This is a genomic window from Mesorhizobium sp. M0768 (assembly GCF_040320195.1).
Classification (GTDB): domain Bacteria; phylum Pseudomonadota; class Alphaproteobacteria; order Rhizobiales; family Rhizobiaceae; genus Mesorhizobium.
In genome coordinates this window covers 62290-87367 of the sequence record NZ_JAMYPD010000001.1, presented here as the reverse complement: position 1 = coordinate 87367, position 25078 = coordinate 62290, and the positions used below count along the sequence as shown (strand labels likewise).

27 protein-coding genes are annotated in these 25078 nt (G+C 62.2%); 18 read left to right on the top strand and 9 right to left on the bottom strand.

The window, feature by feature from the left end:
• Nucleotides 1-44 precede the first annotated feature (44 nt).
• Together NKI08_RS00430 and NKI08_RS00425 are read right to left on the bottom strand one after the other, a co-directional pair.
• Nucleotides 45-1331 (bottom strand): dihydroorotase, encoded by a 1287-nt coding sequence (locus NKI08_RS00430; RefSeq protein WP_352540579.1) that lies wholly within the window; start codon nucleotides 1329-1331, stop codon nucleotides 45-47.
• Nucleotides 1331-2293 carry an aspartate carbamoyltransferase catalytic subunit gene (locus tag NKI08_RS00425; RefSeq protein ID WP_352448791.1) on the bottom strand — a complete coding sequence of 321 codons (963 nt, stop codon included), beginning with the start codon at nucleotides 2291-2293 and terminating at the stop codon, nucleotides 1331-1333. The genes NKI08_RS00430 and NKI08_RS00425 overlap by 1 nt, the downstream gene beginning before the upstream one ends.
• A gap of 155 nt (nucleotides 2294-2448) precedes the next feature.
• On the opposite strand from NKI08_RS00425, the gene NKI08_RS00420 reads away from it, so the two are divergent.
• From NKI08_RS00420 to NKI08_RS00410, 3 genes are all read left to right on the top strand, one after another.
• Nucleotides 2449-4077, top strand: a complete 1629-nt coding sequence (locus tag NKI08_RS00420) for a DNA alkylation response protein (RefSeq protein ID WP_352471675.1) — start codon at nucleotides 2449-2451, stop codon at nucleotides 4075-4077.
• Between the two features lie 159 nt (nucleotides 4078-4236).
• Nucleotides 4237-4791 carry a hypothetical protein gene (locus tag NKI08_RS00415; protein ID WP_352471674.1) on the top strand — a complete coding sequence of 185 codons (555 nt, stop codon included), beginning with the start codon at nucleotides 4237-4239 and terminating at the stop codon, nucleotides 4789-4791.
• Nucleotides 4791-5102: a DUF6105 family protein gene (locus tag NKI08_RS00410; RefSeq protein WP_352471672.1), complete on the top strand. Its 312-nt coding sequence runs from the start codon at nucleotides 4791-4793 to the stop codon at nucleotides 5100-5102. Before NKI08_RS00415 ends, NKI08_RS00410 begins: the two co-directional genes overlap by 1 nt.
• Here NKI08_RS00410 and ruvX read toward each other — a convergent pair.
• Entirely contained in the window at nucleotides 5069-5554 is a 486-nt protein-coding gene (ruvX, locus tag NKI08_RS00405) for a Holliday junction resolvase RuvX (RefSeq protein WP_352471671.1), read from the bottom strand. The two genes, NKI08_RS00410 and ruvX, sit on opposite strands and share 34 nt — an antisense overlap.
• 116 nt (nucleotides 5555-5670) lie before the next feature.
• Here ruvX and NKI08_RS00400 point away from each other — a divergent pair, with 116 nt between their 5' ends.
• The 6 genes from NKI08_RS00400 to NKI08_RS00375 all read left to right on the top strand — a co-directional run bounded on the left by NKI08_RS00400 (nucleotide 5671) and on the right by NKI08_RS00375 (nucleotide 10050).
• Nucleotides 5671-6378, top strand: coding sequence for a metal-dependent hydrolase (locus NKI08_RS00400; RefSeq protein WP_352471670.1), 708 nt, complete (start codon nucleotides 5671-5673; stop codon nucleotides 6376-6378).
• Nucleotides 6379-6402: 24 nt separating this feature from the next.
• Entirely contained in the window at nucleotides 6403-6819 is a 417-nt protein-coding gene (locus NKI08_RS00395; protein WP_352471669.1) for a hypothetical protein, read from the top strand.
• A gap of 75 nt (nucleotides 6820-6894) precedes the next feature.
• Nucleotides 6895-7182: an Asp-tRNA(Asn)/Glu-tRNA(Gln) amidotransferase subunit GatC gene (gene gatC / locus NKI08_RS00390; protein ID WP_023674910.1), complete on the top strand. Its 288-nt coding sequence runs from the start codon at nucleotides 6895-6897 to the stop codon at nucleotides 7180-7182.
• Nucleotides 7183-7189: 7 nt separating this feature from the next.
• Complete coding sequence (locus NKI08_RS00385; RefSeq protein WP_352471668.1) at nucleotides 7190-7648, top strand: GNAT family N-acetyltransferase; 459 nt, start codon at nucleotides 7190-7192, stop codon at nucleotides 7646-7648.
• The gene (locus NKI08_RS00380; protein WP_352766621.1) at nucleotides 7648-9213 is read left to right on the top strand and encodes an amidase; all 1566 of its coding nucleotides are present in this window, start codon (nucleotides 7648-7650) and stop codon (nucleotides 9211-9213) included. Before NKI08_RS00385 ends, NKI08_RS00380 begins: the two co-directional genes overlap by 1 nt.
• A gap of 27 nt (nucleotides 9214-9240) precedes the next feature.
• Entirely contained in the window at nucleotides 9241-10050 is an 810-nt protein-coding gene (locus NKI08_RS00375; protein ID WP_352766619.1) for a YdcF family protein, read from the top strand.
• On the opposite strand, the gene NKI08_RS00370 is transcribed toward NKI08_RS00375, so the two are convergent.
• Complete coding sequence (locus tag NKI08_RS00370; protein WP_352540576.1) at nucleotides 9987-10742, bottom strand: DUF599 domain-containing protein; 756 nt, start codon at nucleotides 10740-10742, stop codon at nucleotides 9987-9989. The two genes, NKI08_RS00375 and NKI08_RS00370, sit on opposite strands and share 64 nt — an antisense overlap.
• Nucleotides 10743-10912: 170 nt before the next feature.
• Between NKI08_RS00370 and NKI08_RS00365 the strand changes: the two genes are divergently transcribed.
• The 4 genes from NKI08_RS00365 (at nucleotide 10913) to NKI08_RS00350 (ending at nucleotide 14394) form a co-directional block, all read left to right on the top strand.
• Nucleotides 10913-12316 (top strand): L-serine ammonia-lyase, encoded by a 1404-nt coding sequence (locus NKI08_RS00365; protein WP_352471665.1) that lies wholly within the window; start codon nucleotides 10913-10915, stop codon nucleotides 12314-12316.
• Between the two features lie 85 nt (nucleotides 12317-12401).
• On the top strand, nucleotides 12402-12839 hold the full coding sequence (locus tag NKI08_RS00360; protein ID WP_352466463.1) for a DUF1489 family protein: 438 nt from the start codon (nucleotides 12402-12404) through the stop codon (nucleotides 12837-12839).
• A 125-nt stretch (nucleotides 12840-12964) separates the two neighbouring features.
• Nucleotides 12965-13696, top strand: coding sequence for a vWA domain-containing protein (locus tag NKI08_RS00355; protein WP_352471664.1), 732 nt, complete (start codon nucleotides 12965-12967; stop codon nucleotides 13694-13696).
• Nucleotides 13696-14394 carry a DnaJ domain-containing protein gene (locus NKI08_RS00350; protein WP_352448805.1) on the top strand — a complete coding sequence of 233 codons (699 nt, stop codon included), beginning with the start codon at nucleotides 13696-13698 and terminating at the stop codon, nucleotides 14392-14394. The genes NKI08_RS00355 and NKI08_RS00350 overlap by 1 nt, the downstream gene beginning before the upstream one ends.
• A 46-nt stretch (nucleotides 14395-14440) precedes the next feature.
• Here NKI08_RS00350 and NKI08_RS00345 read toward each other — a convergent pair whose 3' ends face one another.
• Nucleotides 14441-15829 carry an SPOR domain-containing protein gene (locus tag NKI08_RS00345; protein WP_352682819.1) on the bottom strand — a complete coding sequence of 463 codons (1389 nt, stop codon included), beginning with the start codon at nucleotides 15827-15829 and terminating at the stop codon, nucleotides 14441-14443.
• Between the two features lie 298 nt (nucleotides 15830-16127).
• On the opposite strand from NKI08_RS00345, the gene NKI08_RS00340 reads away from it, so the two are divergent.
• The 3 genes from NKI08_RS00340 (at nucleotide 16128) to clpA (ending at nucleotide 19533) form a co-directional block, all read left to right on the top strand.
• Nucleotides 16128-16457: a phasin family protein gene (locus NKI08_RS00340; RefSeq protein ID WP_352471661.1), complete on the top strand. Its 330-nt coding sequence runs from the start codon at nucleotides 16128-16130 to the stop codon at nucleotides 16455-16457.
• A gap of 274 nt (nucleotides 16458-16731) precedes the next feature.
• Nucleotides 16732-17058, top strand: coding sequence for an ATP-dependent Clp protease adapter ClpS (gene clpS / locus NKI08_RS00335; RefSeq protein WP_023717744.1), 327 nt, complete (start codon nucleotides 16732-16734; stop codon nucleotides 17056-17058).
• 6 nt (nucleotides 17059-17064) lie between these two features.
• Nucleotides 17065-19533 carry an ATP-dependent Clp protease ATP-binding subunit ClpA gene (gene clpA / locus NKI08_RS00330; protein ID WP_352613749.1) on the top strand — a complete coding sequence of 823 codons (2469 nt, stop codon included), beginning with the start codon at nucleotides 17065-17067 and terminating at the stop codon, nucleotides 19531-19533.
• 95 nt (nucleotides 19534-19628) lie between these two features.
• Here the strand turns inward: clpA and NKI08_RS00325 are convergent, their stop codons facing one another.
• From NKI08_RS00325 to NKI08_RS00310, 4 genes are all read right to left on the bottom strand, one after another.
• On the bottom strand, nucleotides 19629-20060 hold the full coding sequence (locus NKI08_RS00325; protein WP_352502384.1) for an HIT family protein: 432 nt from the start codon (nucleotides 20058-20060) through the stop codon (nucleotides 19629-19631).
• Between the two features lie 120 nt (nucleotides 20061-20180).
• Nucleotides 20181-21395 (bottom strand): GNAT family N-acetyltransferase, encoded by a 1215-nt coding sequence (locus tag NKI08_RS00320; protein ID WP_352766614.1) that lies wholly within the window; start codon nucleotides 21393-21395, stop codon nucleotides 20181-20183.
• A gap of 40 nt (nucleotides 21396-21435) precedes the next feature.
• The gene (locus tag NKI08_RS00315) at nucleotides 21436-22164 is read right to left on the bottom strand and encodes a glycerophosphodiester phosphodiesterase (protein WP_023674925.1); all 729 of its coding nucleotides are present in this window, start codon (nucleotides 22162-22164) and stop codon (nucleotides 21436-21438) included.
• 14 nt (nucleotides 22165-22178) lie between these two features.
• Entirely contained in the window at nucleotides 22179-22643 is a 465-nt protein-coding gene (locus NKI08_RS00310; protein ID WP_352448812.1) for a RidA family protein, read from the bottom strand.
• A gap of 138 nt (nucleotides 22644-22781) precedes the next feature.
• On the opposite strand from NKI08_RS00310, the gene NKI08_RS00305 reads away from it, so the two are divergent.
• The gene (locus tag NKI08_RS00305) at nucleotides 22782-23609 is read left to right on the top strand and encodes a cell envelope integrity EipB family protein (protein WP_023674927.1); all 828 of its coding nucleotides are present in this window, start codon (nucleotides 22782-22784) and stop codon (nucleotides 23607-23609) included.
• A 135-nt stretch (nucleotides 23610-23744) separates the two neighbouring features.
• Nucleotides 23745-25043, top strand: a complete 1299-nt coding sequence (locus NKI08_RS00300; protein ID WP_352766612.1) for a lysophospholipid acyltransferase family protein — start codon at nucleotides 23745-23747, stop codon at nucleotides 25041-25043.
• Nucleotides 25044-25078: the final 35 nt, after the last annotated feature.

Sequence of the window (25078 nt, the reverse complement as noted above, 5' to 3'; positions counted from 1 at the left end):
TTCCTTGGCTGAGCGGATTTTAAGCCGTGACACCTGTTTTCGTCCTAGGCCGAAAACACTGTGCGGCCCGCCACCATCGTTTGCAAGACCTTGCCTTGCAGTCGTGCGCCTTCGAAACAGGTGTTTTTCGAGCGTGAGCGGATGCCGCTCTCGCTGACGACCCATGGCTCGTCCAGATCGACGAGCGAAAGGTCGGCCAATGCCCCCGGTTTCAGCGTGCCGCCGGGCAGGCCGAACAATCTTGCCGGCGCGGTCGACAGTGTCTCGACCAGCCGGAGCAGCGTCACGTCGCCATTGTGATAGAGCCGCAGCGCTGCGCCTAGCAGCGTTTCCAGGCCGATGGCGCCGGCCGCGGCATCGGCAAAGGGAAGGCGCTTGGTGTCGACGTCCTGCGGGTCGTGCGAGGAGACGATGAGATCGATGGTGCCGTCCTTGATCGCTTCGATCATCGCCAGCCGGTCTTCCTCGGCGCGCAGCGGCGGCGTCAGCCGGAAGAAGGTGCGGTACTCGCCGACATCATTCTCGTTGAGCGACAGATTGTGGATCGACACGCCTGATGTGACATTGGCGCCATCGGCTTTCGCGCGTGCTACCGCGCTTGCCGCCATAGCCGTCGAAATCTTGGCAGCGTGATAGGCGCCGCCGGTCAGGCGAGCCAACGCGAGATCGCGCTCCAAGGGGATCGATTCGGCTTCGCGCGGAATGCCGGCAAGGCCAAGCCAGCTTGCGTAAAGGCCTTCGTTCATCACGCCGGCCGAAGCGAGGTCGGCGTCTTGGGTTTCATGCGCGATGACGCCACCGAAATCGCGCGCATAGGTCAGCGCGCGGCGCATCACCAGCGCGCTGGCAATAGAATGCCGGCCATCGGTGAAGGCGACCGCGCCGGCCTCGCGCAGCAGGCCGAATTCGGTCATCTCGCGGCCTTCCAGCCCCTTGGTGATCGCTGCTGCCGGCAAGATGTTGACGATGGCGGTGTCCTTGGCGGTGCGCAGCACGAACTCGACCAGTGCGACATTGTCGATCACCGGGTCGGTATCGGGCATCATGACGATTGAGGTGACGCCGCCGGCCGCCGCAGCGATGCTCGCCGAAGCAATGGTCTCCCGGTGTTCGCCGCCGGGTTCGCCGATGAAGACGCGCGCGTCGATCAATCCGGGGATGATAGTCTTGCCGGCGCAGTCGATGATGGTGGCGCCGTCGGGCGCGCCCTGGTTCAAGGCCGCCTTGCCGGCGGCAACGATTTTGCGGCCTTCAACGATGACGGTGCCGACCTCATCGATGCCGCGCGACGGGTCGACGATGTGGGCCCGGCGGAAGACCGTAATGCTCATTAGGCGCGGCCCTCGTGATTTCGACGGGGGTCGAGCAGCGCTTCCATAACCGCCATGCGCACGGCGACGCCCATCTCAACCTGTTCCTGGATAACGCTTTGCGGGCCGTCGGCGATCTCGGAGGCGATCTCGACGCCGCGGTTCATCGGGCCGGGATGCATGACCAGCGCACCGTCCTTGGCCGCCTTCAGCTTCTCCGCGTCGAGGCCGAAATAGCGGAAATATTCGCGCACCGACGGTACGAAAGCGCCTTCCATGCGTTCGCGCTGCAGGCGCAGCATCATTACCACGTCGGCGTCCTTCAGACCCTCGGCCATGGAACGTGTGACGATGACGCCCATCTTCTCGATGCCGGCGGGCAAAAGCGTCGAAGGGGCGACGACCCTGACCTGGGCACCAAGCGCGTTGAGCAGGATGATGTTGGAGCGGGCCACGCGCGAATGCAGGATGTCGCCGCAGATCGCCACGATCAGCTTCGACAACGGACCCTTGACGCGGCGGATGGTCAGTGCGTCGAGCAGCGCCTGGGTAGGGTGCTCATGGGCGCCGTCGCCGGCATTGACCACCGAACAGCCAACTTTTTGGGCAAGAAGTGCTGCCGCGCCGGCCGATTGATGGCGGATGATCAATATGTCGGGACGCATGGCATTCAGCGTCATCGCCGTATCGATCAGCGTCTCGCCCTTTTTCACCGACGAACTCGCTACGGACATGTTCATGACGTCGGCGCCGAGCCGTTTGCCGGCCAGCTCGAATGACGATTGCGTACGGGTCGAGGCTTCGTAGAAGAGATTGATCTGGGTGCGGCCGCGCAGCGTCGATGTCTTCTTGTCCGACTGCCGCGAGATGGCAACGGCCCTGTCCGCCCGGTCGAGCAGAAGCTCGATGTCGGCAGGGGAAAGATCGCGGATGCCCAGAAGATGGCGGTGGGGATAAAGCGGCAGGGACGATGCGTCGGTCATCTCAAGTCGCTGCTATAGGGGGGAGGCTCCGCGGCTGCAAGCACCGGCTTGGGATTGGATTGGTTCTCCCCGGTATTTTCGTCGCGCGCCGCTGGCCATAGGCTATAAACCGCCTTGGCTTTGGATTCGCAGCCTTCAGGTGATAAGGACGAAGCGTGACCGACGACGTGACCAACCAGCCGCCGCCGCTGGCCGGCGGCAACGCCTGGCGGGGCGATCCGTTGCTGATCCAGCTTGCCGAGCGCTTTTCCGATCCGGTGCGCAAGGACCTCGACGGGCTTGGCCGGTTCGTTCTGACCCATGAGGCGCAGGAACTGGCCCGTCTTGCCAATGTCGAGATGCCGAAGCTCAGGACCCATGACCGCCAGGGCCGGCGCATCGACCAGGTCGAGTTCCATCCCGCCTATCACGCGCTCATGCGCCGCTCTGTTGCCAACGGGCTGCATTCGTCGGTCTGGGAGAATGGCGACGCCGAGATCGGCCGGCGCCACCAGGTGCGCGCTGCACGCTTTTACCTCACGGCTGAGCTCGAGACCGGACATCTCTGCCCGATCACCATGACCAGCGCTTCGCTGGCAGCGCTGATGGCCAGCCCGAAGCTGTTTCGCGAATGGGCGCCTCGGGTGACGACGCGCAAATACGATCAAAGCCAGAAGCCTCCGGTCGAAAAAGCCGGGCTGACGCTCGGCATGGGCATGACCGAGAAGCAAGGCGGCACCGATGTCCGTGCCAACGTCACCAGGGCCGAGCGCGCCGGCAGCGGGTTTTATCGCCTGACCGGCCACAAATGGTTCATGTCGGCGCCGATGTCGGATGCCTTCCTGGTGCTCGGACAGGTGCCGGAGGGACTGTCGTGCTTTCTCGTTCCCCGCCTGCTCGGCGACGGATCCGGCAACGGCTTCCGTTTTCAACGGCTGAAGGACAAGCTCGGCAACCGATCCAATGCCTCGTCGGAGGTGGAATTCGTCAATGCCATCGGCGAGATGGTCGGCGAGCCCGGCGCGGGCGTGAAGACGATCATGGACATGGTGACCCTGACGCGGCTCGACTGTGCCGTCGCCTCATCGGCGATCATGCGGGCCGGACTGGCCGAGGCCGTCCACCACACGCGCCACCGCAAGGTGTTCGGAACCAATCTGGTCGAGCAGCCGCTGATGCAGCGGGTGCTGGCCGATATGGCGCTCGACGTTGCCGCCGCTACTGCGCTGTCGTTCCGGCTGGCGCGCTCCTTCGACGAGGCGGCCGGCGACCGCGGCGAGGCGGCCTTCGCGCGCGCCATGACGCCGGTCGTCAAATACTGGGTCTGCAAGATTGCGCCGCCGCTGCTCTATGAAGCGATGGAGTGCCTCGGCGGCAATGGCTATGTCGAGGAGGGGCCGCTCGCCCGCTACTATCGCGAAGCTCCGGTCAACGCGATATGGGAGGGATCCGGCAACGTCATGGCGCTCGACGTGCTACGTGTGCTGGGGCGTGCACCCGGCCTGTTCGATGACGTGCTGGCCGGCATCGACCGCGATCTCGGCGCCGGCGGACGCGGCACCGTCGGCGTGCTCAAAGCGGCAATGCAGGTCGCTGCAACCGACGAGGGCTCGGCGCGGCTCTTGACCGAGCAATTGGCATTGTCGGCGGCGGCGGCAGAGCTTCGCAGGTTGGGGGCAGGGCGGATCGCCGACGCCTTCGTCGAAACGCGCCTCGCCGGCCAGTGGCGCAATACCTATGGCATGATCGATTCCCGCCATGATGCGCGCATGATCATCGATACGCTCTACCCGCCGATCAACTAAGGGCCGTCGCCCAATTCGCTGCCGCTCTCGCGACCCTGTGGATGGCCGTTAACCTTAACGAATGGTTTCCATTGCGGCGGCCGGTGGCAAAGCCCAGTGTTATGGTTAAGGCAAGGATTGTTCAGCTTGAGCGGCTTTGCCCTGCGAAGCAGGAGCGTCATGCGGCATATTCTGAGCTCTTTTCTGGCATTGCATTGGGCGGCCGTTTTCGCCCTGCTGGCGTTCATTTGCATCGACGGGAATCGAGGCGTGGCGACGGCCCTTGGCGTACTGGGCGTTCCCGTCCAGAACACTCGATTTGCCGATCTCGAAAACGCCGTCGTCGTGGCGCCGCTCGCCGTGGCACTGCTTGTCGTCGCGGTGCTGTTCTGCTGGGCCTTTGTTGAAGCACTGACCAGCGACACGACCAACCCGGATCCCGCCGACAGCGTCATGCGAATCGCCTTCATTTCCGCCTTAGGCGTGCTGTCGCTGATCGTCATCGGCGGCGCCGCGCAAGGCATCAATGGGCTGTTCATGATTGTCGCGGTGCAATTGGCGGCACTTCTGGCGTCCTATGTCGCGGTGCTCGCGGAGCGGCGGTCGACCGTTGCCGCGGCAGCTCCAGGGACCGGCGAAATCCGAGCGGCCGCGCATGTCATGGCCAAGGCAGCGGCGCATAATTCCTCGCTTGCCCGCATTTCCGGCCGGCTGGATTCGAGGGATGACCGCTGATGCGCACCTTGTTCGCGCTGTGGGCGGCTCCGCTCCTCTTGTTTTGGGGCTGGTTCTTTCTGTCGCTCAACGACATCAATTTCGGCTATGTCATGCTGAGCCGCCAATTACACGATCTCGTCTTCCAGCTCTATGGACAGATGCTGGGCGTCGATCCGGCGCTCATTCCGGGCATGGTGGCGAAAGCTTGCGTATTCGACGGCGTGCTGCTGGTGGCGTTCTGGGCATTTCGCCGCCGCAAGACGATTGGTGGCTGGATCACGGCGATGCGCAACCGCTATTTCGACCAGGCATCGACGCCGAGCGCCTGAAGCCGGTCGAGAACGCCCTGGAGGATGAAAGCGGCCGCCGCTGAATCGATCTTGCCGGCGCGTTTCTTGCGGGAAAAATCCATCTCGATCAGTGTTCGCTCGGCCGCCACCGTCGACAGCCTTTCGTCCCAAAAGACGAACGGCAGATCGGTCAATCCAGCCATGTTGCGGACGAAAGCGCGGGATTTTTGGGCGCGCGGGCCTTCCGAGCCGTCCATGTTGATGGGGAGGCCGATTGCCACGGCGCCGGCATTCTCCTTCTGCAATAGGGCGAGCAGCACTGCGGCATCGAGCGAGAATTTCCTGCGCATGATGACGGGGCGCGGGTGCGCGAACGACAAGCCGCGGTCCGAAACCGCCACGCCGATCGTTTTGTCGCCAAGGTCGAGACCGGCCAGGGTCTTGCCGCCGCCCAGCCGGGCCGGCAACTCCTCGATGGTGATGATGCCCAACGGCTTTTCCTTTGACCGCGACGCCGCACGTCCTATACGCGCAAAGCGTGCGCGGCACTTTAATTTCGCCGTCGGCGTTCTATCCTCTACCGAAGCAAAAATCGAGGAAAGCATTGATGAAACTGACCTGGTACGGACATTCGGCATTCAGAATCGAAATCGAAGGCGCGAAAATCCTCATCGACCCCTATCTGGTCGGCAATCCGTCATGGGCGGGCGGCTGGGAAGGGCCGGCCGAAGGGATCACGCACGTGTTGCTCACCCATGGCCACAGTGACCACATCAGCGGCGCCGTCGAAGTGCTCAAGAAGAGCGGCGCGATGCTGGTCGCCAATTTCGAGATTTGCATGTACCTGGTCGGCAAGGGTGTCGGTGACAAGCAGATCAATCCCGGCAATATCGGCGGCACCGTCGATTGCGGCGGCTTCACCACCACCTTCGTTCAGGCTCTGCATTCATCGTCCTTTCCGGGCGAGGGTGGCCAGAATACCTATCTCGGCAATCCGGGCGGGCTCGTCCTGCACTTTCCCGAGGACAAGACGCTTTATCATATGGGCGACACCGACATTTTTTCCGACATGGCGCTGATCAACGAGTTGCACGAACCGAAGATCGGCATCGTGCCGATCGGCGACCGCTTCACCATGGGTGGCGCGGTAGCAGCCCTTGCCTGCCAGCGTTTCTTCAAGTTCGAGACGGTCGTTCCCGCTCACTTCGGCACATTTCCGATGATCGATCAGACTGCCGACAAATTCGTGGCCGGGCTGGATGGATCGGGTGTGAAAGTTGCGTTGCCGAAGATCGGCGAGACGATTACGCTGTAAAGAAAGCCGGTCCGGAACGATACGATGCGCTTGAGAAATTCTCTTTGCATTTCAATGCTGGTTGCCGCGTCGCCGACGCTGGCCGCGGAAAATTTCATCGAGGGCGTCTATCTGCAATCGGAGGACCTCTGCGCGCAGGCCAAAAAGGATACGCTGCAGACGGTGATCGAGGGCGGCAATATCGTGCTGTCGGCAAATGGCCTGGAAAGCATCGAATATAATTGTGAATTCCTGCAGATCACCAAAGCGACACGCTCACCGAGCTGGGCGGTGACCGCTATATGCCAGGAGCCGGGCTACGTCTTTCCCGATGTTCTCTCACTGACACAGATGAGCCCGAAGCAGATCGACCTGGTATCGGTTCGGCCTGCCGCCGACGAAGGCGAGCAGAGCGGCAACGGCGGCAGTTATTTCCTCTGCGACGGCGTGGCGATGCCATAGGGCAGTTGAAGGCACGATGCATGTTGCGTGGCACGCGCCGCGCCGCTATAGCGCTGGTTTTCCCGAGGCACAAACATGTCCGTTGATATAAAAACTGTGAAGCGCGTCGCGCATCTTGCCCGTATTGCGGTGAGCGAGGAGGATGCAGAGCGCATGACCGGCGAATTGAACGCCATTTTGGGCTTTGTCGAGCAGTTGAACGAGGTCGATGTTTCCGGCGTCGAGCCGATGACCTCGGTCACGCCGATGGCAATGAAAAAGCGCCAGGACGTCGTCACCGACGGCGGCAAGGCAGCCGACATCGTCGCCAATGCACCGGCGACCGAAGAAAATTTCTTCCTTGTGCCGAAGGTCGTGGAGTAGCAGGCCGATGGCAATCGACATCGCGGCTGAGACGCCGCTGCAGGACGATGTGCGTGGGCTGGTCGAGGAGCTCAACGCCACATTGCTGGAGCTGACGCCGCCGGAGCATTGCTACCATTTGACGGTCGAGCAGATGGCGGACCGCGACACGACCGTCTTCATCGCCCGCGACAACGGCCTTGCCATCGGTTGCGGCGCACTGAAGCGCCACGATGCTGTCGTCGGCGAGGTCAAGCGCATGTATACGCGACCTTCGCATCGCGGCCGCAAGATCGGCGCGAAGATTGTCGAGCGTATCGAGGCGCTGGCGCGCCAAGAAGGGCTTAAGCGTCTGGTTCTGGAGACGGGCGACCGTCATCCCGCCGCCTGGACCGTCTACGAACGCGCCGGTTTTTCGCGTTGCGGGCCGGTGCTGAATTATCCCGATTCCGAGTGGTCGGTGTTTTACGAAAAGAGCCTTGCCTGATGAGCGACCTTACCCAGCTGACGATTTCGCAGGCCCGCACCAAATTGCGCTCCAGGGAGATCACAGCCACCGAAATCACCGAGGCTTATCTATCGGCGGTCGAGCGAGCCAATCCGGCGCTCAATGCCTACGTCGTGGTCACCGACGACAAGGCGCGCGACATGGCCAAGACCTCCGACGCGAAACTGGCCAAGGGCGAGGGCGGGTCGCTCGAGGGTATCCCGCTCGGCATCAAGGATTTGTTCGGCACCGAAGGCGTCCACACCCAGGCCTGCAGCCATGTGCTGGACGGCTTCAAACCGCGCTACGAATCGACGGTCACCGCCAATCTGTGGGCGGATGGTGCCGTCATGCTCGGCAAGCTCAACATGGACGAGTTCGCCATGGGCTCGTCCAACGAGACCTCGCATTACGGGCCGGTCATCAATCCGTGGCGGCGTTCGCGCTTCGACACGGTGGTAATGCCGACGACACATCAGGGCGAGGGCGGTTTCGTTTCGGCCGGTGGCACCAGGACCGCGCGCACGTTGGACAATGCCCAACTGGTGCCGGGCGGTTCGTCCGGGGGCTCGGCGTCAGCCGTCTCGGCCTTCCTGTGCGCCGGCGCTACCGCGACCGACACCGGCGGCTCGATCCGCCAGCCCGCCGCCTTCACCGGCACGGTCGGCATCAAGCCGACCTACGGCCGCTGCTCGCGCTGGGGGATCGTAGCTTTCGCCTCGTCGCTCGACCAGGCCGGGCCGATCGCGCGCGACGTCCGCGATGCCGCGATCCTGTTGAAGTCGATGGCTTCGGTCGACCCGAAGGACACGACCTCCGTCGACCTGCCGGTGCCGGATTACGAGGCGGCGATCGGCCGCCCGATCAAAGGCATGAAGGTCGGCATCCCAAAGGAATATCGTGTCGATGACATGCCCGCGGAGATCGAGGCGCTGTGGCAGAAAGGCATTGCCTGGCTGCGGGATGCCGGCGCCGAGATCGTCGATATCTCGCTGCCGCACACAAAATACGCGCTGCCGGCCTATTACATCGTGGCGCCGGCCGAAGCCTCGTCCAACCTCGCCCGTTACGACGGCGTCCGCTATGGCTTGCGCGTGCCCGGCAAGGACATTGTCGACATGTATGAAAAGACCCGCGCCGCCGGCTTCGGGCGGGAGGTCAAGCGCCGCATCATGATAGGCACCTATGTGCTTTCCGCCGGCTATTACGATGCCTACTATCTGCAGGCGCAGAAAGTTCGAACCCTGATCAAGCGTGACTTCGAAAATGTATTTGCAGCAGGCGTCGACGTCATCCTGACGCCGGCAACGCCTTCCGCTGCCTTCGGCATCGCCGACGAGGACATGGCCGCCGACCCGGTCAAGATGTATCTCAATGACATTTTTACGGTGACGGTGAACATGGCCGGCTTGCCAGGCATAGCGGTTCCAGCCGGGCTCGACGCCAAGGGGCTGCCGCTCGGCCTGCAGCTGATCGGCCGGCCTTTCGACGAGGAGACGCTGTTCCAGACCGCCCACGTTATCGAACAGGCGGCCGGCACATTTCAGCCGGAAAAATGGTGGTAGGATCGTTTCTCATCTGAGGGGTGAGGGATGTTCTTCTATGTCTCCAAGGTTCTGTGGCTCTTCGTCCAGCCGCTTAATCTCGCGATCATCCTGCTGCTGGCTGGATTGCTTGCGGCATTGGTCGGGCGCAAGAGGCTGTTTGCCACCGGCAGCGTGCTGGCATTCCTTGTCCTTGGACTCTCGGCGTGGACCTCGCTCGGCGCAGTGATGCTTAATCCGCTCGAGGAGCGTTTCCCTAGGCCAGCCCTGCCGGAACGAGTTGACGGAATCATTGTGCTCGGCGGCGGTATGGAGAGCGCCATCAACTTCGTCCGCAGCGGCTATGAACTCAACGCCAGTGGCGATCGAATGGTCGAGGCAGCGGTGCTGGCACTGCGTTTTCCGACAGCTAAGGTCGTCATTTCAGGTGGCCCCATTGCAATGGTCCGCGAAGACGAGGGCGATGCGGCGACAGCTCCACGCCTGTTCACTGCGCTCGGCGTGACGGCCGATCGGCTGGTCCTTGAGGGCAAATCACGCAACACCTACGAGAATGCGGTCTTCACCAAGCAACTGATCACGCCAAAACCGGGCGAGACCTGGCTGCTGGTGACCTCGGCCTTCCACATGCCGCGCGCCAAGGCGCTGTTCGACAAAGCCGGCTTTCCGACGGTTCCGTGGCCGGTCGACTACCGCACCTCCGGCAAGGAAGGCATCGGCCTGTTCCGCACGGATGCCAACGAAGCACTGCAGACCACAACCATCGCGACCCGTGAATGGATCGGGCTGATTGCCTACTGGCTGTCAGGCCGGATAGACCGGCCTTTTCCGGCGCCGGATGTTGGGCCGGGCGGCTGACCGAGCACTGCTTGTCGCGCCGCGGAGAAAAACTGCCGGCGCACCAGCACCGCCAGGAGCAGCAGCGTCGACAGGACGAACACCGTGGGATCGACGAACCAGCCGAGATAGCCGATCGAGAAGAACACGCCGCGCAGGCCCGAATTGAAATGCTTTCCGGCCAACATGTTCATGCGCGCGGCACGCCACACCGCCGTTTCGGTGACCGGATTGCGCGACGCCTCGCCATGTGGAATCGGCACGGCGCCGATCAGGATCGAGCAATAGTTGAACAGCCGGTAAGCCCAGCCGAACTTGAAGAAGGAAAAAGCCAGGATCAGCACCAGCCCGAACACCTTCGTCTGGAAGGCCGCGCGTGAAGACGTGGCGCCAAACGGTAGGTCGGTCAACACGGTCAGAACCTGATCGGAGGCGCCGAGCAGGGCAAAACAGCCGCCGATCGCAATCAGCGAACTCGAGGCAAAGAAGGCGGTTCCCTGCTGCAGGCCGCTCATGATGGCGGTGTCGACGATGCGGATCTCGCGCTCGGCCATGGTCCGCATCCAGGCCTCGCGCTGCGCGTTCATCGCCCTCGTCAGCGACATGCGGCTGACCAGCATTCCGTCGGCGGCGAGCGTATGCAGCACCCACGCGGTAAGGAAGAACCCCAGCGCCGCAAGGTCGGCCGTCGATAGGTGAAAGGAATCGCTCATGCGTTGCTTTTACCACAGGCGGCAGTAACGCTTCGATGGCCGAAGCTGGAATGTCGCTGCCGGAGCAAACAAGGTCGGCAGGCGCAGCGCCGCAATCTTCAAAACAGCGGAAAACATCATGGGAATTCCTATATGTAGACCTCAACAGGGTCCCAGGAGAAAACGCCCACGTGTTCCTTTCGGTTTTCGACTTGTTCAAGATCGGCATCGGCCCATCGAGTTCGCACACGATGGGGCCGATGACGGCCGCGCGGCGGTTTCTCGACGAGATTGCGGGAGACGACTGGCCGCGCCCGGCCGGCGCCAAGGTCGACCGGATCGCTGCCAGCCTGCATGGCTCGCTCGCCTATACCGGCATCGGCCATGGCTCCGATCGTGCCGTGGTGCTCGGCCTCGCCGGCCAGACGCCGCAGACGGTGGATCCCGACCTAGCAGACGGCATCGTCGCTGGCATCGCCGCCGAGAAGCGGATTTCGCCGCCCGGCCATCCGTCCTACCGTTTCGACCCGGCAACGGATCTGGTGCTGGATCGCAAGACGCCGCTGCCGGGTCACGCCAATGGCATGGCGTTTTCTGCCCATGATGCCGGCGACCGGTTGCTGCTGAGGCGCGTCTACTATTCGATCGGCGGCGGCTTCGTAGTGTCCGAGGAAGAACTGCAGCGGATGAAGGCGAGGGGCTCGGCGACAACCGAAGGCAAGAAGGTTCCGTATCCGTTCAGGAACGCCGTCGAAATGCTGTCCATGGCAGCGAAAAGCGGGCTTTCCATTGCCGAGATGAAGCGCGTCAACGAGGAGACACAGATGTCGCGCGGGGAGCTCGACGCCGGCCTCGACGGCATCTGGAGCGCCATGAAGGGCTGCATCGAGCGCGGCCTGTCGCAAGACGGCATCATGCCGGGCGGACTCAAGGTGCGCCGCCGTGCCCGGATGCTGCACGACAAGCTGCAGGAGCAATGGCAGCAGAACCGGCCTAACCCGCTGCTCGCCAACGACTGGCTGTCGATCTATGCGATGGCGGTCAATGAGGAGAACGCTGCCGGCGGCCGTGTCGTCACCGCGCCAACCAATGGGGCGGCCGGCACTCTGCCCGCAGTGCTGCGCTACTGGTTGCATTTCCATCCCGAAGCCGACCAGCCCAGCATCCGCGATTTCCTGCTGACGGCGGCGGCCGTCGGCGGCATCATCAAAACCAATGCTTCGATCTCGGGGGCGGAAGTCGGCTGCCAGGGCGAGGTCGGTTCGGCTTCGGCAATGGCTGCGGCGGGATTGTGCGCCGTCATGGGCGGCACGCCCGAGCAGGTCGAGAATGCTGCCGAGATCGCGCTGGAACATCATCTCGGCATGACCTGCGATCCGGTCGGCGGCCTGGTGCAGGTGCCGTGTATCGAGCGCAACGCGCTTGGTGCCGTCAAGGCGGTGACCGCCGCTTCGCTGGCCATCAAGGGCGACGGCGTTCATTTCGTGCCGCTCGATGCCGCGATCGAGACGATGCGCCAGACCGGCCTCGACATGAACGAAAAGTACAAGGAAACCAGCCTTGGCGGATTGGCCGTCAATGTCGTGGAGTGCTGAGCGCCAATCTGGCGGCATGGACCACCACTGTGGAGAAGTCGATCAGGCCGTTGACGCGTTCGCGTGCTGGACTAAACCTTAAACGATGTCTCTCAATCTCATAAAGCTTTGCGTCGGCTGTGACAGCGTCGAGGATCTGGAAGAGTGGATTGCCTTCCGTCTCGACGAGCGGCGCCGCGCCGGCGAACCGGCCGAGCACTACCACACCACCCGCATGGTGCCGACGCGTGGCGCCGAGATTACCGACGGCGGCTCGCTCTACTGGGTGATCAAGGGCAATGTCCAATGCCGCCAGCTGATCACCGAAATCCGGCCCTTCACCGATGACGAGGGCATCGGCCGTTGCCATCTGATCCTCGATCCCGAGGTCGTGCGCACTGACTGGCAACCGCGCCGTGCATTCCAGGGGTGGCGCTACCTGAAGCCGGCGGACGCGCCGGCCGATCTCGGCAAGGGCAAAGCCGGGCTGATCGAGATGCCGCCGAAGCTCAGGCGTGAGCTTGCCGATCTCGGCCTGCTCTGACGCCGAGAAACGCAAACGCCAAGACCACCAGCCGAAGCGCTGTCCGCAGGTGCCATCATCACAGGTCCTCCAGGTCGCCTCATCTGGGCTTGCAAGCCGGGGAACAACGCCACATCTTGAATGTCATGAGCGACAAGAAGCAGCCCGTGCCTGCAAGGGCCAATCCTGCGCCGGTCGAGTCTCAATCGAGCACCGGCGAGATCGACGCGTTTCTCCGTCAGGCAAGGACGCTCGCTGCATCCGCCACCGGTTCAGGCAGGCTGATCCTGTCCCTCGACGCGACAATGAGCCGCCAGCCGACCTGGGATCTCGCCTGTGCGCTGCAGGCCGAGATGTTCGACGCCGTCGGCAAGGCCGGGGCGCTCAAGGTTCAACTTGTCTATTTTCGCGGCCTTGGCGAGTGCCGCTCATCCGCATTCGTCACCGATACCGCAGCTCTGAAACAGCTGATGACGCGCATCAACTGCCGCAGCGGCCATACCCAGATCGGCAAGGTGCTCGCCCACGCGCTGAAACAGACGGCGGCGGCCAAGGTCAACGCGCTGGTCTATATCGGCGACGCGATGGAAGAAAACATAGATGATCTGGCTGAAAAGGCCGGCAGCCTCGGTCTGCACGGCGTTCCTGTCTTCGTCTTTCAGGAGGGCCATGATGCCGCTGCGGAAAAGGCGTTCAAGGAAATTGCGCGGCTGTCGAAAGGGGCCTGGTTCCGGTTCGATCGGCGGGCTGCCGCGACGTTGGCCGGCCTGCTTTCGTCTGTCGCCGTGTTTGCGACCGGCGGGCTGAAGGCACTGGAGGCCCGGGGCAGGCCGGAGGACCGACTGATGATCGAGCATATGCGGGGCGGCGGAAACTGATGGGCGCGATTATCGCTTTCGTAGCATTGCTTCTGGTGTTTCTCGGCATGCTCACCATCTTCCTGCGCGCCGATCCGGCGAAGCTTGCAGGCGGCATGAGGACGCTTGGACCTGTGCTGCTCGGGCTGGTCGGCGTCGCCGTGCTGCTGGTCGGGCGCGAGGGCATCGGGGGCTTGATCCTGTCGGCTGCGCTCGCCTGGTACGGCTCCATGCGCATGAATCGGCCGGCCGCCAAACTGGCGGCAGGCAAGCGTTCGACAGTTCGTACGGCGGCGCTTGAGATGGAACTCGATCACGATACCGGCGGCCTCGAAGGCCTTGTGCTGGCCGGGCGCCATGAAGGCAAGATGCTTGGCTCGATGGGGCTTGCCGAATTGCAGCAACTCTATCGCGAACTCTCCGGCGATCCGGAGAGCCGCCAATTGCTAGAGACGTATCTTGACGGCCGATTTCCCATCTGGCGCAAAGACGCTGATGCGAATGGTGGCGAAGGGCTGGGTGTTGCGCCAGGTTCTGGCGCCATGACTAAGGAGGAGGCCTACAAGATCCTTGGTCTTGAAGCGGGGGCTGCCGCGGCGGATGTCCGCAAGGCGCACCGCCGCCTGATGCAGCGCCTGCACCCCGATATCGGTGGCACGTCTTTCCTGGCGGCGCGGATCAATGAAGCCAAGGACGTCTTGCTCTCCAATCACAACTAGTCTCCTTCGACGCAAGAACTTCGGGACAGATATCGTTTCGCGCCGCTTACTGCTGGACGGCGTAGCACTCGATCTTCTTCTTTTTCAAAGCGTTGCAGGCTTTCCAGGCAGCCGTCTTCGAACCGAAACCACCGAACCGGGCGCGGTAGTAGGTGACACCGTCCTTGTCGAAGGCGACGGTGAAACCGGAGGCATCGGTCAGAGCGGAGGGCGCCTGCTTCGTCGCCTTGTCGAGGAAAGCCTTCGCTTCGGCCTGTTTTGGCGAAGAGGCGACCTGTATTGCCCAGCCGGATGGCACCGACGCCGTGCTGACCGGATCGACCTCTGCCGCCGGTTCGGCATAGGCTGCGGCGACCCGGGCTGTCGCCACGTCGTCCACCGTCGACACAGCCGTCGTCTTGACCCTCTTGGCCTGAACGACCGGAGCGGTCTCTTCGACGACGGGCGCATTTTCCTCGACAAGAGAGGCAACGGCATCGTCGTCCGGCTTGCTGTCCGGTGTCGGCGCGTCATGCTTCGGTAGAAGCACCTTGGCCAAAGCTGAAATCGGATTGCCGCCGCCGGCCTTGGCAATCAGCAGCCCGCCCCCGCGCGACGACGCCTGCGGCATGTAGGCATTGATCAACCCGGCCATCTGGCTGTCGCGGCTGCCTCCGGACCTGCCGCCCATGACCACCGCTACGATGCGCCGATCGCCATCCGAGACCGAGGAGACCAGATTGTAACCGGAGGCGCGGGTGTAACCGGTCTTGATGCCGTCGACGCCCTTGATGCGTCCGAGCAGACGATTGTGGCCGTTGATGCGCTGCCGCCCGTAAAGAAAGGAGCGCTGCGAGAAATAGCCGTAATATTGCGGGAAATGCTCTCTCAGGGCGATGCCGAGCATCGCCATGTCGCGCGCGGTCGTGAACTGGCCGGGATCAGGCAAGCCGTTGGCGTTGCGGAAAACGGTTCCCCTCATGCCCAGCGCCCGCGCCTTGGCGGTCATCATGCGGGCGAAATTGGCTTCGTTGCCGCCGAGCGTCTCGCCAAGCGCCGTTGCGGAATCGTTTGCCGATTTGGTCACCATCGACAGGATCGCGGTCTCGACCGTGACCGAGCCGCCCCGCTTGACGCCGAGCTTCGTCGGCGGTTCGGCAGCGGCATTGGCCGAGAACACGACCGGGGAATTCTTGCTGATCCTGCCCTTCGCCAACGCCTCGAACGTCAGATAGAGCGTCATCATCTTGGTAAGCGAAGCCGGATAGCGCCGGCCATCGGCATCCGACGAATAAAGCACCTTGCCGGTCTTGGCATCGATGACGATGGCCGCCGACTTGGCCGCCATGGATGAAGCCGCGTCCGCGACGACGAAGCTCATCGCCATGGCGAGGATCATGATCGTTTTGAAGGGGGACACGGATTTGGAAACGAAGCCCGACAACGCCTTACGCACTGATAGTTCCTTTGAATTTCCGTTGCCTTGGAGGCGGCAAAGGGTCCTGCCTCACCTCCGGCCACGCTAACGCAGGCAGCGTTACCAATCCGTTTATGGTAACCGCCGCGTTCACCATTTTCTGTGGGATTGAGCTTCTCTTTATTCGAATCTTAGCGAATGCCGGCAGCTCACGATCCGCATTGCCGCGGGAATCTTGACTTTTGTGCACTGCACAATATATTTACACGCATTGCACAACGCGGCCCGGACAAGCCGCGTCTATCGTCCAAGGCAACCGTTCAAGGGAATGCGTGAAATGACCCAGACCTATGAAGATTTCAGCAAATACGGCAAGGAATTTGCGGACACCGGATTGAAGAGCTTCGCCTCGCTGTCCAAGGGGGCGCAGGCTATCGCCGCCGAGGCCGGTGAGTACACCAAGAAAAGCTTCGAAGCCGGTAGCGCCGCTGTCGAGAAGCTCTTTTCCGCCAAGTCGCTGGACAAGGCGATCGATATCCAGTCCGACTATGCCAAGCAGTCCTATGAGAGCTTCGTCACCGAGGCCACCAAGCTTGGCGATCTCTATGCCGAACTCGCCAAGGAAGCTTACAAGCCGTTCGAATCGATCGTCGCCAAGGCGAAGTAAATTCGACGAACATTCCGAGCCGGCCCTTGGGCTTGCAAAGACAGACCCGGTCGCGAACGCGCGGCCGGGTTTTTTCATGCCAGCTCGAAATCGGGGGCCTGCGGTCTTCACGATTTGAAAAATCGGTCAAGTTTGGCCACCTAGCCATATTGTCAGCTAAACAGAAGGGCTTAAAATCGTCCATCGAACACCTACATGTCGAGCATGCATGAGGATTCGAAAGAGGCAGGACTACGTGACTATAGGTTTGACTGCCACGAGCTACGTGGTGCGAATGCAGAACGGCAGCAACGGCAATGAGGCCGGTCGCGGCACGGCCGTCATCACGCGCACAAAAACCAAGACCAAGAAGCCCAGTCTGTATCGGGTCCTCATTCTTAACGACGACTACACACCCATGGAATTCGTGGTCCACGTGCTGGAGCGCTTTTTCCAGAAGGACCGCGAAGCCGCCACACGCATAATGCTTCATGTTCACAATCATGGGGTGGGCGAGTGCGGGGTCTATACATTCGAGGTGGCCGAGACCAAAGTGTCTCAGGTCATGGATTTCGCCCGACAGAATCAGCATCCGCTGCAATGCGTGATGGAGAAGAAGTGAGGTAACATGCCGGCTTTCTCCCAAGGCCTGGAAAAGGCGCTTCACCAAGCGCTGACGCTCGCCAATGAGCGGCACCATGAATATGCAACCCTTGAACATTTGCTGCTCGCCCTGATCGACGACACCGAGGCGGCCGCTGTCATGCGTGCCTGCAACGTCGATCTCGACGAGTTGAAGCATACGGTCCTCACCTATATCGACACCGAGCTCGACAACCTCGTCACCGGCTACGATGAAGATTCCAAGCCGACTGCCGGTTTCCAGCGCGTCATCCAGCGCGCGGTGATCCATGTGCAGTCGTCAGGCCGCGAGGAAGTGTCCGGCGCCAACGTGCTCGTCGCCATCTTCGCCGAGCGCGAAAGCCACGCCGCTTACTTCCTGCAGGAACAGCAGATGACCCGCTACGACGCGGTCAACTACATCTCGCATGGCATCGCCAAGCGCCCCGGCGCTTCCGAGACGCGGACGCCGCGCGGCGCCGACGACGAGCAAGGCAGCCAGAGCGGAGCCGAGCCGCAAGAGGAAGGCGGCAAGAAGAAGCAGCAGCAGGACGCGCTGACTGCCTATTGCGTCAACCTGAACAACAAGGCCAAGGCCGGCAAGATCGATCCATTGATCGGTCGCGAGAGCGAGATCAACCGGACCATCCAGGTGCTGTGCCGCCGCTCCAAGAACAACCCGCTCTATGTCGGTGATCCTGGCGTCGGCAAGACGGCAATCGCCGAAGGCCTCGCCAAGCGCATCGTCGAGGGCGACGTTCCCGAAGTGCTGCACAATGCCACCATCTTCGCGCTCGACATGGGCACGTTGCTGGCCGGCACCCGCTATCGCGGCGATTTCGAGGAGCGGCTGAAGCAGGTCGTCAAGGAGCTCGAGGATTATCCCGGCGCCGTGCTGTTCATCGACGAAATCCACACCGTGATCGGGGCAGGGGCCACCTCCGGCGGGGCCATGGATGCGTCGAACCTGTTGAAGCCGGCGCTGTCTTCGGGCGCGATCCGCTGCATCGGCTCGACCACCTACAAGGAGTTCCGCCAGTTCTTCGAGAAGGACCGCGCGCTGGTGCGGCGCTTCCAGAAGATCGACGTCAACGAGCCGACTGTCGAGGACGCCATCGAGATCATGAAGGGCCTCAAGCCCTATTTCGAGGAGTTCCACAAGGTCCGCTACACGAGCGAGGCGATCAAGGCTTCAGTCGAGCTCTCGGCGCGTTACATCAACGACCGCAAGCTGCCGGACAAGGCGATCGACGTCATCGACGAGACCGGCGCCTCGCAGATGCTCGTGCCGGAAGCCAAGCGCAAGAAGACCATCGGTATCAAGGAGATCGAAGCGACGATCGCCACGATGGCGCGTATCCCGCCGAAGACGGTTTCCGCCGACGACGAGAAGGTGCTGCAAGGCCTCGACATCGAGTTGAAGCGCGTCGTCTACGGCCAGGACACCGCGATCACCGCGCTGACTTCGGCCATCAAGCTGGCGCGGGCCGGCCTGCGGGAACCGGAAAAGCCGATCGGCTCGTACCTGTTCTCGGGTCCGACCGGTGTCGGCAAGACGGAAGTGGCCAAGCAACTCGCCGCGTCGCTCGGCGTGGAGCTGATCCGCTTCGACATGTCGGAGTATATGGAACGCCACACCGTTTCGCGGCTGATCGGTGCCCCTCCCGGCTATGTCGGGTTCGACCAGGGCGGCCTTCTGACCGACGGCGTCGACCAGCATCCGCATTGCGTGCTGTTGCTGGACGAAGTCGAGAAGGCGCATCCGGACCTGTTCAACATCCTGTTGCAGGTCATGGACCACGGCAAGCTGACCGACCATAACGGCAAGCAGATCGACTTCCGCAATGTCATCCTGATCATGACCACCAATGCGGGCGCGTCCGATGCGCAGCGCGCGGCCATCGGTTTCGGTTCGACCAAGCGCGAAGGCGACGATGTCGAAGCGATCAACCGGCTGTTCACGCCGGAGTTCCGCAACCGTCTCGATGCGATCATTCCGTTCGGCTCGCTGCCGGTGCCGGTCATCCATCAGGTGGTGCAGAAGTTCGTCATGCAGCTGGAAGCGCAGCTTTCCGAGCGCGGCGTGACATTCGACCTGTCGCAGGAGGCGATCGCATGGCTGGCCGACAAGGGCTATGACGAGCGCATGGGCGCCCGGCCGCTTGGCCGTGTCATCCAGGAGCACATCAAGAAGCCGCTGGCCGACGAGGTGCTGTTCGGCAAGCTCAAGAAGGGCGGCACGGTACGTGTCACCGTCGAGAAGAAGGAAACCGGCGAGACCGGCCTGAAGCTCGAATCGCTCGCCGACGAGGCGCCGGTGAAGCCGAAGAAGGAAGAGCCGGACGACGTGCCGAAGGCCAAGAAGGCCGTGGCGAAGAAGCCCGCCGCGAAAAAGGCGGTGGCGCCGAAGCCGGAGCCGAAAGGCAAGGATGGTGGCAAGCGCAGCCTTGTGCCGCAACTGCCGCGTAAGAACTGACGAATCCACAAGTCAAAAAAAGCCCCGGCACCGGGGCTTTTTTTATGACACCTTCCGGTTAACCGCCCGGCGCCCGCCAGAGCGGTTGCACCGGTTCAGCTTGCCAGCGCCATCCGTATCTTGCCGGCGTTTTCGGCCAGGACTTCAGGCTTTTCCATCTGTCCGCTGTGCGGTTTCAGGGGAATGCCCTCGAAGCGCGGAATGACATGGACGTGAAGGTGAAAGATAGTCTGCCCCGAAGCTGGTTCGTTGAACTGCATAACCGTGACGCCATCGGCATCGAAGGCCTTCTTTACGGCCCGCGCAACTTTCTGGACGTGAGCGAAGAGCGGGCCAAGCACCGCCGGATCCGCGTCAAGCAAGTTGCGCGACGGCGCTTTCGGCACCACCAGCGTGTGACCCTGTCCTTGCGGCATCACATCCATGAAGACAATGACCGCGTCATCCTCGTAGACGCGGTGCGAAGGGATTTCTCCGCGCAGGATTTTGGCGAAGATGTTGCTGCTGTCATAGGTTGCTTCGGCCATGGCGCGCGCTCCGGTTCTTGGCTCGCTGTCTCGTGTAGCGAAGCTGTTCCGGGCGGGCAAGACGATCGGTCGACATCGGCCGTGCCGGCCCGCTCGGCTGAGCGATTGGGGCTCGCTACTCTACTCCGCCATGTCCTTGCGGAACGGGGTGTGCTCTTCCAGATATTCGCTCATCCGCTCGACTTCGCGCCGCTCGCGCTGGAGGTAGTCGGCCACTGCATTGCGCAGACCTGGATGGGCGATGTAGTGCGCCGAATGCATCGTCACGGGCCGGTAGCCGCGCGCCAGCTTGTGCTCGCCCTGCGCACCGGCTTCAACCACCTTCAGCTTGCGCGAGATGGCGAAATCGATCGCCTGATGGTAGCAGACCTCGAAATGCAGGAACGGGTGGTCCTCGATGCAGCCCCAATTGCGGCCGTAGAGCGCGTCTGAACCGATGAAGTTGATGGCACCTGCAATGTAGCGCCCGCTGCGTTTGGCCATGACCAGCAGGATGTCGTCGGCCATGCGTTCGCCGATCAGTGAGAAGAAATCGCGGTTGAGGTAGGGCCGGCCCCATTTCCTGCTGCCGGTATCCATGTAGAACGCGAAAAAGTCGTCCCAGGCCTTTTCGGTCAGATCCTTGCCGGTCAGCCAGTCGATCGAGATGCCGTCGGCGAGGGCCTCGCGCCGCTCTTTCTTCATTGCCTTGCGCTTGCGCGAGGCTAACGTTGTGAGAAAATCGTTGTAGCTCGAAAAGCCTTCGTTGAAGAAGTGAAACTGCTGGTCGGTGCGATGCAGGAAGCCGGCCGCCGCCAATACCTGGACGTCGTCCTCCGGCGCGAAAGTAACATGCGCGGAAGACACGCCGAGCTTATCCGTCACCGCCTTCAGGCCGGTCGCAAGACCGGCCTTGACGGTGGGGATGTCCTCGCCCCTGCCGACCAGCAGGCGAGGGCCGGTGACGGGTGTGAACGGCACCGCGCATTGCAGCTTCGGATAGTAGCGCCCGCCGGCGCGTTCGAACGCGTCCGACCAGCCATGGTCGAAGACATATTCGCCCTGGCTGTGCGACTTCAGATAGCAGGGGACCGCTCCGAGCAACATGCCTCGCGCGGTTTCCAGCCTGAGGTGATGGCCTTGCCAGCCTGTGCGCCGAACAGCGCAGCCGGAATCTTCCAGCGCGCTCAAAAAAGCGAATGAGACAAGCGGGTTGTAGCCGTATTCTGCATCGCCGCGTGTAGTGCCGCCGAGGCTGTCCCATTCAGCGCTGGTAAAAGCGCCGATGCCCGCGGCGATGCGGATCGACAGCTCCGCATTCGCCGTTTGTCTTTCACAGTCGTCCCCTTGATCCATGAGGCTTACTTAAGCTCGCTGCGGACCCATACAAGCCCGCTCAGGCAAGCCGTACCAGATCGGGCTCGAATCCTTCGAACGTCATCTGGTCGGCATATTTGAAGGTCAGGTCGACGGCAGGCTGGTCGTGCACGGTCCAGGTGATCACCGGCATACCGAGTCTCTCTCGCACGAAGGAGACGAACCGGTTCGGCAGGTCGCCGGCAGCGTAGGAGGTGAAGGCGATGTCATGCGCCAGCATGGCGAAATGCGCCTCGATCAGGTGGTTGTCGTTGCCGTAGGCGGTCAACCCGCCGGGTATGCCGGGTGCATATTTCGGGAACTCGCGGATCAGCCAATGGTCGAACGACATGATCGCGGTCTTGCCCTTGTAATGCTTGAGCATCTTGCCGACGCTTTCGACCAGGCCTTCGTCATGCCCGGCAGCACCTTTCAGTTCGACAACCATCGGCACACGGCCGTCGACCAGATCAAGCGCCTGCTGCAGCGTCGGCAAATGGTCGGCGGTGCCGCCGACCTTCAGCGCCGTGATCTCTGCAGCCGTACGCTGCCAGACGAAGCCGTCCTCGCCGGTCAGCCGCCGCAGATCGCCATCGTGGATGATGACGGGGACGCCGTCGGATGACAGGTGCACATCGCATTCGATCGCGTAGCCGCGCTCGGCCGCCGCAGCGAAGGCGGAAAGGGTGTTCTCCCAGCGCGTCTTGTTCATGTCGTGGAGGCCGCGATGGGCGACGGGCCGGGCGGTCAGCCAGGAAAGATCGGTCATGGTTGCAGTCCCGGTCATTCGACTTCGAAGATCGCTTCGATTTCCACTGCGGCATTAAGCGGCAGGGAGGCGGTGCCGACGGCGGAGCGAGCGTGCTTGCCACGATCGCCGAGCACGGCGGCGAGAAAATCCGAGGCGCCGTTGGCAACCAGATGCTGTTCGACAAAATCCGGTGCCGAGGCGACGAAGACGGTGATCTTCACCAAGCGACGGATTTTCTCGAGATCGCCAAGTGCCGCCTGAGCCTGGGCCAATATGTTGATCGCACAGTATTTTGCGGCTTCCTTGCCGGTCGCGGTGTCGACATCGCGGCCAAGCAGTCCGCTCGCCTGGAGCTTGCCCTCCTTGAGCGGCAACTGCCCGGCGGTGAACAGCAGATTGCCGGTCCGGCAATAGGGCACGTAATTGGCGGCGGGCGCGGCGGCGGCCGGCAGCGTCACGCCGAGATCGCTTAGCCGCTTTTCGATTGTTTCGCTCATGCTATTTCCCTATTGCTTGAAGGTGCCGCGCAGGCCGGGCCGAAATTGCTATTTTTGCCTCGCTTCCGCCACGACTTTTTTTAAGCTGGACCATCTTTCCATGCGGCTTGCCACTAGCCGCGATGATCGGAGCACCCCATGCGCGCAACGCGCCTTGCATTCAACGCCGTTCTCTTGACAGCGGCTTCCTGGGCGGCTCCCGCTTTTGCCGTGCCTGCGCTGCAGGCGCATCGTGCTGTTTACGACATTTCACTCGACAAGGCCTCAGACCGTTCCGGCATCACCGGCATCACCGGCCGCATGGTCTATGAGTTCAACGGCTCGCCTTGCGAGGGCTATACGGTAAAGTTCCGTTTGGTGACCCAGATCGTAACCAGCGACAACACCAGGCTGACCGACCAGCAGATGACCACCTTCGAGGATGCCGAGGGCAAGACCTTCTCCTTCGTCAACAAGTCCTTTGTCGACCAGAACCTCGACAAGGAGGTCAAGGGTACCGCAACGAAGGAAGCCAACGGTCTCAAGGTCGATATCGACAAGCCCGAGAAGAACAGCCTGGAACTCGCGCCGACCCAGTTCCCGACCCAGCAAATGGTCGAAATGATCGGCAAGGCGGAAAAGGGCGAGCGTTTCTATGAAACCAACCTGTTCGACGGCTCTGAGGATGCCAACAAGGTGGTGACCACCACCGTCGTCGTCGGCAAGCAAGCCGATGCCGACAATGCCGATCCGGAAGCGCCGGCGCTGGCCAAGCTCGCCACCGACAAATACTGGCCGGTCGACATCGCCTATTTCGATGATGCCGACAAAGGCGGCGAGGAGGTGCCGGAATACCGGATCAGCTTCAAGCTGCACAAGAACGGCATCACGCGCGATCTCGTCATGGACTATGGCGAATTCTCGATGACCGGCAAATTGGTCAATCTGTCGCTGTTCGATCAGCCTAAGACCTGCCCGTCTAAATAAGCTCGAGTGAACGGCAAGCCGCCGGCCGCTATCCGGGATAGTAGCGCTTAATCTTGCGGGGCAAGTCGCATCGACTTGAGCATGCCGCAATTGCCTATCAACGTCTTATGACGGTATGCGCCGCGGGGGAGCAGGTTGAGCAGGATCAACGTTTTTGTGGCGCCGCGGCCCAATGCGACGCTGATCAACGCTATGACATTCGTCAACCGGATTGTCATGCTGCACGGCATTCCGGGGTTTCGCGACCTGTTGCCATTCAACCGTCTGGCTGGTTTGCGCGGCATCGCCAATGTCCGCCACATCGATTTTCCAGAGGATGACCGGCAAAGGCTGAAGGCTTGTTGCGGCGCGGGCAAGGCGACGTTCATCACGCCCAACCATCCCGAATTCTTTACCGACTGGATGATCGACAAGGAGGTCGTCTCGCGGGTAAGCCCGCTGGCGGCATCCTGGGCCACGCACGGCGTCGTCAACGGGCTTGGCCGGCTGATGCAGAAATTCTGGTTGGCCAACAATCTGATCGCGCAAATCCCGGGCAACAGCGCGGCCGCCAAGGAACATTCGGTGGTCTGGGCGCTGACGGGGCACGGCGTGCTCCTGCATCCCGAAGGCGGTGTCGGCTGGCATGCCAACATCATTGCCCCGCTGCTGCCGGGCGCGGTCGAAATGGGGTTCGAGGCGTTGAAGCGCGGCCGCCTGACGGATCCGGATTTCAAGGTTTGGATCGCGCCCGTGATCTGGAAGCTTGCTTTCACGGGGAATGTCGAGGCAGCGCTGGCAAAGGAATGCGCCTATGTCGAGCACAGCCTGAAAATCGAACGCCGTGCCGCCGATTCGCTGCCGGAGCGCATCCATCATATCTATGCGACGTTGCTGTCTCGCGATGAGGCTGCATATGGCCTGCGGTCCGATGAGCGGGCTTCGTATGACGCACGTCAAAAGGACCTGCTGACCGAACTCGGCCGTCGCCTTGCCGAACTTGTCTCGGTCGACGCCGGCACGCTCGACAATGCCGACCTTTTGCGCCGTTCGCGGCGCTGGCTGCGGGAAAGCACGGATGGCAGCGGAAGCCAGAAGCAGGTCCGAACGCTGGCAGATGCGATCCAGCGCGTGCAGCGTGTCGGGCGGTGGGCCTCAGCCAACCCGCGCATCACGCAGGAGGAGATCGCCGAACATTTGAAGCGGATCCGCAACGATTATTGCAAGGGTACGCTGCGCGATACGATCAACCGTTTCGTGCCGCAGCCGGCAGGCCCACGCCGCGCCTATGTCCGGGTACCGGAGCCGCTAGGCTTGCACGCCTATCAAGGCTCCGTCGAGGAGGCACTCGCCGAACTGCACGACCGGATGCAGGAGACCGTCACCAAGACGATGACGCAACTCAAGGCTGGCGGCGGCTTCATTTTCTATGCCAATCCCTTCTATCATCGTTAGCGGTGTGTTGGTCGGCGCAAGATGAAGGAGTGCGG

Coding starts and splice junctions, on each gene's coding strand:
- NKI08_RS00375 (WP_352766619.1), top strand. CDS start 9,241: ATGTTCTTCTATGTCTCCAAGGTTCTGTGGCTCTTCGTCCAGCCGCTT.
- NKI08_RS00340 (WP_352471661.1), top strand. CDS start 16,128: ATGACCCAGACCTATGAAGATTTCAGCAAATACGGCAAGGAATTTGCG.
- NKI08_RS00325 (WP_352502384.1), bottom strand. CDS start 20,060: ATGGCCGAAGCAACCTATGACAGCAGCAACATCTTCGCCAAAATCCTG.
- NKI08_RS00355 (WP_352471664.1), top strand. CDS start 12,965: ATGAGCGACAAGAAGCAGCCCGTGCCTGCAAGGGCCAATCCTGCGCCG.
- NKI08_RS00315 (WP_023674925.1), bottom strand. CDS start 22,164: ATGACCGATCTTTCCTGGCTGACCGCCCGGCCCGTCGCCCATCGCGGC.
- NKI08_RS00415 (WP_352471674.1), top strand. CDS start 4,237: ATGCGGCATATTCTGAGCTCTTTTCTGGCATTGCATTGGGCGGCCGTT.
- NKI08_RS00430 (WP_352540579.1), bottom strand. CDS start 1,331: ATGAGCATTACGGTCTTCCGCCGGGCCCACATCGTCGACCCGTCGCGC.
- clpS (WP_023717744.1), top strand. CDS start 16,732: ATGCAGAACGGCAGCAACGGCAATGAGGCCGGTCGCGGCACGGCCGTC.
- NKI08_RS00370 (WP_352540576.1), bottom strand. CDS start 10,742: ATGAGCGATTCCTTTCACCTATCGACGGCCGACCTTGCGGCGCTGGGG.
- NKI08_RS00380 (WP_352766621.1), top strand. CDS start 7,648: ATGAGCGACCTTACCCAGCTGACGATTTCGCAGGCCCGCACCAAATTG.
- NKI08_RS00310 (WP_352448812.1), bottom strand. CDS start 22,643: ATGAGCGAAACAATCGAAAAGCGGCTAAGCGATCTCGGCGTGACGCTG.
- NKI08_RS00395 (WP_352471669.1), top strand. CDS start 6,403: ATGCGCTTGAGAAATTCTCTTTGCATTTCAATGCTGGTTGCCGCGTCG.
- NKI08_RS00360 (WP_352466463.1), top strand. CDS start 12,402: ATGTCTCTCAATCTCATAAAGCTTTGCGTCGGCTGTGACAGCGTCGAG.
- NKI08_RS00320 (WP_352766614.1), bottom strand. CDS start 21,395: ATGGATCAAGGGGACGACTGTGAAAGACAAACGGCGAATGCGGAGCTG.
- NKI08_RS00305 (WP_023674927.1), top strand. CDS start 22,782: ATGCGCGCAACGCGCCTTGCATTCAACGCCGTTCTCTTGACAGCGGCT.
- NKI08_RS00410 (WP_352471672.1), top strand. CDS start 4,791: ATGCGCACCTTGTTCGCGCTGTGGGCGGCTCCGCTCCTCTTGTTTTGG.
- NKI08_RS00350 (WP_352448805.1), top strand. CDS start 13,696: ATGGGCGCGATTATCGCTTTCGTAGCATTGCTTCTGGTGTTTCTCGGC.
- clpA (WP_352613749.1), top strand. CDS start 17,065: ATGCCGGCTTTCTCCCAAGGCCTGGAAAAGGCGCTTCACCAAGCGCTG.
- NKI08_RS00385 (WP_352471668.1), top strand. CDS start 7,190: ATGGCAATCGACATCGCGGCTGAGACGCCGCTGCAGGACGATGTGCGT.
- NKI08_RS00400 (WP_352471670.1), top strand. CDS start 5,671: ATGAAACTGACCTGGTACGGACATTCGGCATTCAGAATCGAAATCGAA.
- NKI08_RS00425 (WP_352448791.1), bottom strand. CDS start 2,293: ATGACCGACGCATCGTCCCTGCCGCTTTATCCCCACCGCCATCTTCTG.
- gatC (WP_023674910.1), top strand. CDS start 6,895: ATGTCCGTTGATATAAAAACTGTGAAGCGCGTCGCGCATCTTGCCCGT.